Source organism: Vibrio sp. 1159 (assembly GCF_033340395.1).
GTDB classification, from domain to species: domain Bacteria; phylum Pseudomonadota; class Gammaproteobacteria; order Enterobacterales; family Vibrionaceae; genus Vibrio; species Vibrio alginolyticus.
The window spans coordinates 120,482-130,027 of the sequence record NZ_JAWOWL010000001.1; the positions used below are offsets into that span (position 1 = coordinate 120,482).

At 43.8% G+C, this 9,546-nt stretch carries 9 protein-coding genes; all 9 read right to left on the bottom strand.

Features of this window, described 5'->3' with window-relative positions; all coding sequences use genetic code 11:
- Positions 1–20 precede the first annotated feature (20 nt).
- Positions 21–839: a hypothetical protein gene (locus R7127_RS00560; protein ID WP_025533176.1), complete on the bottom strand. Its 819-nt coding sequence runs from the start codon at positions 837–839 to the stop codon at positions 21–23.
- A gap of 40 nt (positions 840–879) precedes the next feature.
- Entirely contained in the window at positions 880–2,139 is a 1,260-nt protein-coding gene (waaA, locus tag R7127_RS00565; RefSeq protein WP_025533175.1) for a lipid IV(A) 3-deoxy-D-manno-octulosonic acid transferase, read from the bottom strand.
- Complete coding sequence (waaF, locus tag R7127_RS00570; RefSeq protein WP_025533174.1) at positions 2,133–3,191, bottom strand: lipopolysaccharide heptosyltransferase II; 1,059 nt, start codon at positions 3,189–3,191, stop codon at positions 2,133–2,135. The genes waaA and waaF overlap by 7 nt, the downstream gene beginning before the upstream one ends.
- Complete coding sequence (gene lpxM, locus R7127_RS00575) at positions 3,188–4,177, bottom strand: lauroyl-Kdo(2)-lipid IV(A) myristoyltransferase (protein WP_025533173.1); 990 nt, start codon at positions 4,175–4,177, stop codon at positions 3,188–3,190. The genes waaF and lpxM overlap by 4 nt, the downstream gene beginning before the upstream one ends.
- Positions 4,178–4,310: 133 nt before the next feature.
- Complete coding sequence (rfaD, locus tag R7127_RS00580; protein ID WP_025533172.1) at positions 4,311–5,252, bottom strand: ADP-glyceromanno-heptose 6-epimerase; 942 nt, start codon at positions 5,250–5,252, stop codon at positions 4,311–4,313.
- A gap of 122 nt (positions 5,253–5,374) precedes the next feature.
- A complete protein-coding gene (locus R7127_RS00585) occupies positions 5,375–7,573 on the bottom strand; it encodes a YjbH domain-containing protein (protein WP_025533171.1) in 2,199 nt (732 codons plus the stop codon).
- Positions 7,570–8,334, bottom strand: coding sequence for a capsule biosynthesis GfcC family protein (locus tag R7127_RS00590; RefSeq protein WP_025533169.1), 765 nt, complete (start codon positions 8,332–8,334; stop codon positions 7,570–7,572). Before R7127_RS00590 ends, R7127_RS00585 begins: the two co-directional genes overlap by 4 nt.
- Positions 8,331–9,005, bottom strand: a complete 675-nt coding sequence (locus tag R7127_RS00595; protein WP_025533168.1) for a YjbF family lipoprotein — start codon at positions 9,003–9,005, stop codon at positions 8,331–8,333. The genes R7127_RS00590 and R7127_RS00595 overlap by 4 nt, the downstream gene beginning before the upstream one ends.
- A gap of 67 nt (positions 9,006–9,072) precedes the next feature.
- The gene (locus tag R7127_RS00600; protein ID WP_025533167.1) at positions 9,073–9,297 is read right to left on the bottom strand and encodes a hypothetical protein; all 225 of its coding nucleotides are present in this window, start codon (positions 9,295–9,297) and stop codon (positions 9,073–9,075) included.
- Positions 9,298–9,546: the final 249 nt, after the last annotated feature.

Genomic DNA, 9,546 nt, shown 5'->3' on the forward strand with positions numbered 1-9,546 from the left:
TGAGTCACTAGCCACCGGTATTAGTTGATTGATTCATAACAGTCACTGTACGGGATCACATCAAACGGAAGCTTTGAGATAGGTGAGCAGTTAAAAATACGGCCTCGCAATTGCTGACTGGCCTCGGTCATAAATGGAAGAATTTTCTCTTCATAGTCTTTTTGTAGACCACTTTTTTGCTGCTTCCCTTGAGCTTCATAGAACCTCGGTTGGTGGGCGTTCGATATATCCAGCCCGAGCAAGTTCATGATATTAGGTTGTTGTCGAGCGAAAATCTGGATAGCAATGGCCATCACTGTACCACCATCGACGACGTAATTATCGATATCATTGCTAAAAGGCATTTGTGGCGAAAACTTCGTCTGATGGAAGAGAGAAACGTCATGATTGACGAGAAGCGAATAATCTCGTTCTCCAATCGCACACAATGCACCAAGGCTAAGTATTAGGTGTGTTTTTTGTTTGAGTTGAGCAAGTAAGTCAAAGCGATTATAAACAAAGTTGGCATCCATAATGACTAACGCATCAATGCCTAGTTGGTGCTCATAAGCCAGTGCAACTGCTCCGTTTAAAAACACATTCTTTCCTTCGATTCTTGCATGATCGAGGGATTTCACACTTGGACCTGAGCCAATAATATTGACTTGCTGATCAAATCCAACAAGCTCTGACAGTGGAACCAATGAGACGGCTTTACCGCGAAAAAAAGTCCCTTCTTTTCGAACCTTAACGTCAGGCCAGTAATCGGCTTTGTAACGTTGTGATTTAGGATGAGTAAGTTTAATGAAACGCTTGATTAACCGTCTTCTCAGCTTTAGATATGTTTCATTTTTCTTCATAAGAGCTCGTTTAAGTTAATAGTTATTAAATCCGAATGACTTACATTCGCTCTAAAATACAATTTATGGTCAAATCGACAGCACCTTGCTGTTTGAGGACTAGAAGGTTGCGTCCACCTTTATTGTTTCTTGATTTCTTTAAGCTAGACACAATCACGCTACTTAGGTGCTTAGCAGAAACAACTTTGACAGTGTTAAGTTCGATTTGTGCTTCAACGATGTCTTGAAAGTTGTAGTAGCTTGGGCCTGTCAATACAGGTAGACCGAGTGCGATAGGTTCCAGAACATTATGTCCACCGACTTTATCTCCTATCAGGCTACCTCCCATGAAACAGATATCTGCACCACCAAGCAAGATCAACATCTCACCCATAGTATCGCCTAGGTAAACTTGAGTAGACTCCGTCACTTCTGACTTTGACGTGCGGCGAACTGTTTCAAAACCCTGGTTTTGGCAAAGCTCAAAGACATTGTCAAAACGTTCTGGGTGCCGTGGAACTAGAACCAACAAGGCATTTGGATGTGACTCAAGCACTTGTTTATGAGCATCCAATACCTGCTCGTCTTCGCCTTTGTGCGTGCTTGCTGCTATCCAGACGTGTCTGTGTTCGCCAAGAGCAGAGCGCAACGCCTTACCCTTAGCTTTCACATCGTCTGAGATTTGGATATCAAATTTTATTGAACCAGTTACGGATAGTTTGTTTCGTTCAACGCCCAAGCGTTCAAATCTGTCTGCATCGGATTCTGCCTGGCAAAGTACCTGAGTTAAGCAAGGATGCAGCAAGTTAAACAGCGCTTGAACTTTGGCGTAGTTGTTACATGACTTTTCAGACAGGCGTGCATTAACGACAGTGATTGGAATTCCGGCTTTATGCACTGTATTTAGAGTATTAGGCCAAAGTTCAGTTTCAATAATCAGCATTTGCTTTGGGTTTGTCGCTTTCAAAAATCCTTTTACCGCAAAGCTAAAGTCGATTGGCATGTATCGGTGTTCGACTAAACTACCTAATTTTTCTACTTGCTCGGCCCCGGTACTGGTTGTCGTGGTAACCAGAATCGTTTGTTCAGGGTTTTGCTTTTTTAACGCTTTTATTAGCGGTGCTGCAGCGATGCTTTCACCAACGGATACGGCATGAATCCATATTGGTCGTTGGTCCGTGTTAAGCTTTGGTGTAATACCAAAATGCTCTTTCCAGCGCGGACCAAATTTAGGCTTGTTTGGTTTGCTTTTATACAAACTAAGCAAAAGAATCGGCGAAGCCAAAGCCAGCAACAGGGTATATATGAGTCGAATTAACATGAGCTAATGGTTATCGCTTCGAGTTTTTGGATGCTATTCAACACTTGTTTTGGCGACAATTCCGTTAAACACTTAAGGTGGTTAAACTGGCATTCACGTTGAAAACATGGGCGACAATCAATATCGGTATGTACAATCTCGACTTTGTCCGCAAGTGGTGGCGTGTATTTTGGCGATGTTGATCCATACACAGCGACGACATTACAACCTACCGCGGCAGCAACGTGCATTAAGCCGGAGTCGTTTGCTACGACGGTTTTACATGCAGCGAGTAAATCAACGGCTTCGATCAAACTGGTTTGTCCGGCTAGAACATGAATATGCTGTTGGAACTGTGGCGGAACCAGTGCTCGAATTCCGTTACACGTCTCAAGATCTTTTTGTGAACCAAATAGCCAGATTTGATGGGCTTCTTTGCACACCTGTGTGGCAACTTCCGCATAATGCGTTTCTGGCCACTTCTTCGCCGGGCCAAATTCTGCACCTGGACACAAGCCAATAATTGAGCGTTCTTTATTTAGGTTGAACTTCTGGATAGTGGCTTGTTGCGCTTCAGTATTGATAGCTAGGCGAGGGCGCGGCAGCGTCTCTAGTCCACCTAGTGATGATGAGTCCACCATCTCCGATTTCGGATAAGCCAATGCTACATAGCGTTCTACCATGTATTGGAACGACTTCATGTTCGGACGAATGTCATTCAGCAAGCCATAACGCATCTCGCCTTTCCAGCCAGTGCGAAGAGGAATGTTAGCAAACCAAGGTATCAGTGCAGATTTTGCCGATTTTGGCAGGATATAAGCGTGGTCGTATTTCTTCTCACGTAGTGTCTTACCAATTTCACGGCGGCCCAGAAGGTTAAACTCACCATGGCCAATCGGCATTTGTATCGCTTGGTTTACCTCAGGCATACGCTCTAAGATTGGTTTACACCATCCGGGAGCAATGACATCAATTTCGCTCTCAGGATTCAATTGCTTTAGAACAATGTATAAGGATTGCGACATCACCATATCGCCAACCCAAGAAGGACCAATAATTAAGATCTTTTTCATTTTTTAACTTGCCAGTCAGTGTCGTATCTCGGCTTAAAGATATTGTAATAGTTATTGCCGTCTTCTTGCGAACGCAATAATTGGAGTACCCACATGTATTGCTCCGGTTTGCTACCCACAAAGTACTCAATTGCTTGGTTGCAGGTACGTGCGTCTTGCTCGTCACCTTTATCCAATTCGAATGCCGGCAGGATTTCGATATCAAACGTGCCATCTTCTGTGTTCATAGAAGCAAACATTGGTAATACTTTGGAGCGAGATAGTTTTGCAATTTTACCTAAGCCCGGCAGTGTCGCTTTACGTGTCGCAAAAAAGTCTACAAACACACTATGTTCAGGACCATGATCTTGATCGGGTAAATAATAACCCACATAGCCATCGCGGATAGATTTTAAGAATGGCTTGATGCCGCCAGAACGCTCATAAACTCGTCCGCCATATTGGACACGTTGTTTGTGCATCAGCCAGTCTGTAACGTCGTTCTTTTGTTTTTTAGCCATGGCCGATACGGGCATTCCCTTTGAAGCAAGCAAAATAGCCGGGATATCAATGGCCCAAGAATGCGGGACCATTAAGATTACATTTTCATTGTTATCAATATGATTTTGTAAGATATCCAACCCTCTGATTTGGCAACGTTTCTGCAGCCATACCGGAGAGCGTAAACTTAATAGCCCAAAACGGAAAAAGAACAGTGCTGCGGTATAGATTGTTTTTTCAATCAGGATTTCACGTTCTTCAAATGTTTTTTCTGGAAAACATAACTCGAAGTTTACGCGAGCTCGGTGAGCAGGCCCTTTACGTGACTTTGATAGTTTCTTTGCAACTATTTTTGCTAACCATTTTTGCACGCTTAGCGGCATCAACGCTAAAGGTAAAAAGAGAAGGACACCTAACCAAGTCCCCCAATATTTAGGCGATAGAAAGTGGCGTTCTAACTCAGGGTTATAGGCTTTGGGATCGAAATCATCACGTTTATTGGTCATGGGGTGTCTTGTTACCTATACGTATGGAGACGAGTGATTTAAATGTAGACAAAGGAAATGATACAGGCTATTGAAGCTGAGTAAAGGTGGCAGGTTATAATCACCGCCACCTCATAATTGAAAACAAAGATGCTTAGCGGTTTTGGATGGCTAGGTATTCAGCGACACCTTCTGCAACCGTTTTGAATTCTACGTCGCAGCCTGCTGAGCGTAGCTTAGTCAGATCAGCTTGAGTGAACTCCTGGTAAGCGCCTTTTAGATGCTCAGGGAAAGGAATCGTTTCGATTTCACCTTTTCCGTGGTGAGTGATCACCGCTTTCGCGACCTCTTCAAACGACTCCGCGCGTCCTGTGCCACAGTTAAAGATGCCTGATACGCCGTTTTCAAAGAACCACAGGTTGACTTTACATACATCGCCGACGTAGACGAAATCACGTTTAAAGGTCTCGCTACCTGCGAAGAGTTTCGGGTTTTCACCTGCATTTAGCTGGTTATTTAGGTGGAAGGCAACGGATGCCATGCTTCCTTTATGGTCTTCACGAGGGCCGTAAACATTGAAGTAACGGAAGCCAGTGATTTGAGATAGGGTCTCACCGTGCTCTTCAGCGTCTTGCCATAAGCGACGTACGTAGTTATCGAATTGCTGCTTCGAGTAACCGTAAACGTTGAGTGCGCCTTCGTATTCACGCTCTTCAACAAAGGTATCTGTCTCACCGTATGTGGCTGCTGAAGAGGCGTAAAGGAATGGAATTTCACGGTCTAAACAGTAATGCAGTAGCTCTTTTGAGTACTCATAGTTGTTCAGCATCATGTACTTACCATCCCACTCAGTGGTTGCAGAGCACGCACCTTCGTGGAAAACTGCTTCGATCGGACCGAAATCATCACCCGCCATAATTTGGGTAAGGAAGTCCTCACGATCCATGTAATCTGTGATGTCCAGATCAACTAAGTTCTTAAACTTTTTACCATTTTTTAGGTTGTCGACAACCAGAATATCATTCATACCAGCTGCGTTGAGAGCTTTAACAATGTTGCTGCCGATCATGCCAGCACCACCAGTTACGATGATCATAGAACTTCCACCATAGATTAAAATTTTCTCAGGAATTTTAGCAAGAAACGTAATACAGCGCTATTGGAGAGGTAAAGAAAGGTTATTGGGATAGGGCCTAGTAGCCTAGGCCCTTGCGTTAGTTACTTCTCATCCGAATGGTTTGGTCGCTGGTACCAAGGATTTCGGTCATCCGTTAGCTCAATCAAGCTGTATTTACGCCCCAGTTTCTGACCACCATCACGAGTAAGTGGTTGCCAACTAAAGTTCGCGCGGTTGTTACTTGGCTTGATGGTCATGATGTCGTATGGAATTGAAATATAAAAGCCTTTGGTATAGCTGCCTTCACCAAACTCATCGGCTGATAGGTCACTCACTGATGCAAAGACACCTGCGATGACACCGCTCTTGAATTGCTTGGCAAAATTCAATTGAGCGCCCTTATCTCCACCTAAGAATTGACCAACATCCAACTGGAACATCGTATTAGACAAGAACTCCCATTGCGGGAAGTAATAGCCAGAAACAAAACCAGTAAAGCCTTTATCAATGACCTGGAATGGATCACCATATTTTGGAACGTTTTGCCATTTATCGGTGTAAACGCCAAAGTAACTCTCTGGGTCACGCTGAGAGATCAAGTTCGCGTCTGCACCAATTGCCCAGTTTGACCCTTGAGGGCGGTATAAGAACTCTGTACCCACACCAGCAAACATACTTTCCAGATAACCCGCGTAGAATTGCTGGTCCATCGTATCTGAGTATTCCTGGAACCAGGTTAACTGTAGATTTGACATAGTCACATCGTGCTCGTTTTGGTAAGCACGGAACATAGTACGCACACGCGGAATCGTTGTACCATCCGGCGGCGTGACGTAATTAAACTTGTCGTAGTTGTTGTACCAGTCCCAGTAAAGCGAGCCGCCTATTTCCAGGTTGTCAGTTAACCAGTAGGAGGCATTACCATTTAAACCGACGCTAAACAGGTAAAAGTCTTCAGCGTTGCCAAGTGTTTGAACTAATTTAGGTGCAAAACTCCAGTCGAAGCGCTTAAAGCCATCATAGGTCGCTTCACCTTGTGGTTTGTTGTTCGATGTTGAAACCGCATCTTCGATTTGTGGGTTTACGTAGTTTACTTGTGCGTAATCTCGGTATTTATCTTTAGAGATCACCGTTTGATTTGCCACTAAACCACGGTTGCGCTCATTGATGGTAAACGTATCAACACTTTCCGGCACTTGGTTGCTCAACACGGCGGCGGCTTTTTCATGTGCTTCGCTGCGATCACGGTATTTCTTCTGCTCACCGACAATCGATACGGTATCGTCCTTCGCGTAGATTTTGGCATTTTGATAACCCGCTATCTTATCCAGGTCTTCAGTTACGCGTTCCCAATCGACTTGAGAAAGCTCGGCCGGTTGGTTATCTTCTGCTTTTGGTGTTGGGGTATCACGCCAGAAAGAGGGCATCTTGTTGAAGTTGGTGTATAAGCTTAAACCTGCAACTAAGGTATCTCCACGCTCATAACTTACGCGCAGATCAGCCATATGGCCCAAACGGTACAATACACCAAAGTTCCATGGTGTATGCGGTGTCATGTCTATGCCACCGCGCACGACAGGGTAGTCTTCACTGTAATCGTTGCTGTCATATTCAAGTTTAAATCGTAGGGGGGCATAAAGGGTTTGATACTCGACACCGCCAAATAGAGCTGCAGATCCTTTAAACCAACGCTCATAATCAACGCTACCACCGTTACCTTTATAATCTGATGGTCGGTCACAGTAGCGATCTGAAACTTTACACGCTGGGTTGGTAATATTGTCGCGAGTGCCTAAGTAGCCCCAGCCCATACCCAAGGTAAAGTCGAACGTGCCTAAATTAGGATTTGAGTAGCGCTTGGTTGCCGCGAGAAACTCGCCGTCAAATAGACCTGTACCCGCAAAGTCACGGACACCGATAGAAAGTTCGGGTAAATATAGAGATTCTTCTAAAAGACGAATTTTAAAGTCGACGCCTTTATCGGTGTATTTTGTATCACCGGAAAAGCTAGGGTCATCACTATAGAAAAGGTCATTAACCAGAGTATAGCGAAGAGTTGTCTCCAGCCATGGCATCACTTGTAGAGTGACATTATAAAACTGGTATTCATTACTGAAATTGACAGCAAAGTTAAATTCACCTTCTGGTGCCATACGGCCAGTCGGCATCTGCATTAGACCTACACCGCCAAAATCCATCTGTGAGGGCTGCAGAGGTGGTGCTTCAAACGGCATATCCTGAGCCCAAACCAATGCCGGCCCCATTAAAGAAAGGGTTAAAGTATTTCTAATCAGCGTCATAGTGGGCTCTTCATTGAGGTTGGCTTCAGTTGTGTCAGTAACTTAACAATATCCTGATCCATTTCAGAGGATTCAAACTGCTCAAACGGGATATAAACCATGGTCAATGGCGGAAGATAATATTGAGTCGTCAACCAAGAACCGTGGTGTGGCAGAGCAACATTACCATCGGGATAAATTAAGATTGGTGGGTGTGCCAGTTCACCAATCTCTTTTTTTAGGTTGGTAATTTGTTGCTTTAACGGGATGCCCGCTTGTTCTTTAACCGAGAAAACTTTATCTAAGTTACCAAGATAAAATACTTTTTCTTCTCGTGGTATGGATACAAGAGAGAACTCGCCGTCGATCAAAGGGTTTTTAAACTTATCCAAGCGAATGTCATCCAGATCAACAGCAGAGAACATGCGAGGAGCAAACTTATGCTTTTGAATGTATTTATAGAAAGGGTGTGCGACAAGGTTATGTTGAATCATTTGATTCAACACCGAGTTTTTTAACGCCTTTGAATCTCGTAACGCTTTATCCGAACCGTCGAATAGCGTTGTTCCGAGTGGGTATTGTAAAATAAGGTTCTGTTGTTGAGCCTGTTTTAATACATCTGCTAACCGAGCAGGTTGTTGAAATTGCAACTGTTTACCTACACCAACCAACTCAACGTTTAAATTTGCAGATTTATCAAAGGTTGATTGAGCCGAAACAGGAGCAACACTAGTGCTAGCTAACAGAGCGAAGCTCAATAAAGATAACAGTCGTTTATTCATGATTTGCTGTATCCTTTCAGTATCGTTAACTCAATAGGCATCATATTTGGTCCTATATGTTGACGAGTTTTCACGACTTGCCCTTCATCATCTACCCAATATAAGTTCTCAACAGTTTTAGATAGGCTAGGAAACTCGACGGATTCACGATAGACATGGGCTGAAATTGAGGAAAGCGGAGTTGTGACGACTTCCTTGCCTTGATAGTTGCGAGCAATGTGAGCAGAAAAACCGTAACGGTATTGCTCTTCCCAGTCATAGGAAAGATCATATTCAGTATTTGATGGGCTATAAGCGGGTACTTGGCCATAGACGCCAGCAATATTGTTATTCTGTAGATTCAGTGTTTTTACTATATGACCGTTTTCTGTTATCACCATCGCTTTGTCTGCGCTAACCCACTTTAATTGGGTTTTACCGGTAAGAGGGTTGTGTTCTGCGAAGGCTAAAACGACGAAAACTTGCTTTTGGTCACCCAGCTTTAGGTAGGCGCTGGCGTAAGGTACGGCTTCTATTTCTTGAGACGTGAGCTCTACATCGATGTAATTACCGTAGGCTTCTTGGACGGTTGCGGACACATCATTGAATTTTTGAGTACATCCGAACATAAGACTGACGGCAGGTAGGACTGGTAGCAGGCGCTTCCACTTTTTTGCTCGAAAGATATTCATGGTTCCCTCTTGAAAATAAAATCGCCCTGAATAAATCAGGGCGATTACTATTCGACTACTTTTAGTCTTACTGCTGTGCAGAAGTAGAAGTAGAAGTAGAAGTAGTTGTAGTGCTAGAGTCGCTATCTGTCGCTGCTACTGCTACAACGGTTGCCGCTGCTGCTGCACCCACACCTACAGCTACTTCACCACTAGCAAGAGCAGACGCGCCCTCGGTTGTGCCTGCGTCAGTTGCTGCGAATGCTGTTGATGCACTTAGAGCCATAAGAATAGCCAGAGCTGTATTCTTCATTATTTATCCTTGTTATATCCGGTATATAAAACATCGATGTTTTGGAACATAAAATTATGCCCAAATTCTATTCTAGTTAAAAAATCATCAGCATGTAAATAGTTTCGTATCTATTAGGTTGTTAATTTTAAGAAAATAAACAACCTACGGAAGGGAGAGGGGCTAGGCTTTAGGTTCAGGTGTGTACTGTCTTGGAATACTGATTACAGAAGTGTTTGACATCGTGATTGGGTGGTTGAAAAATAATCC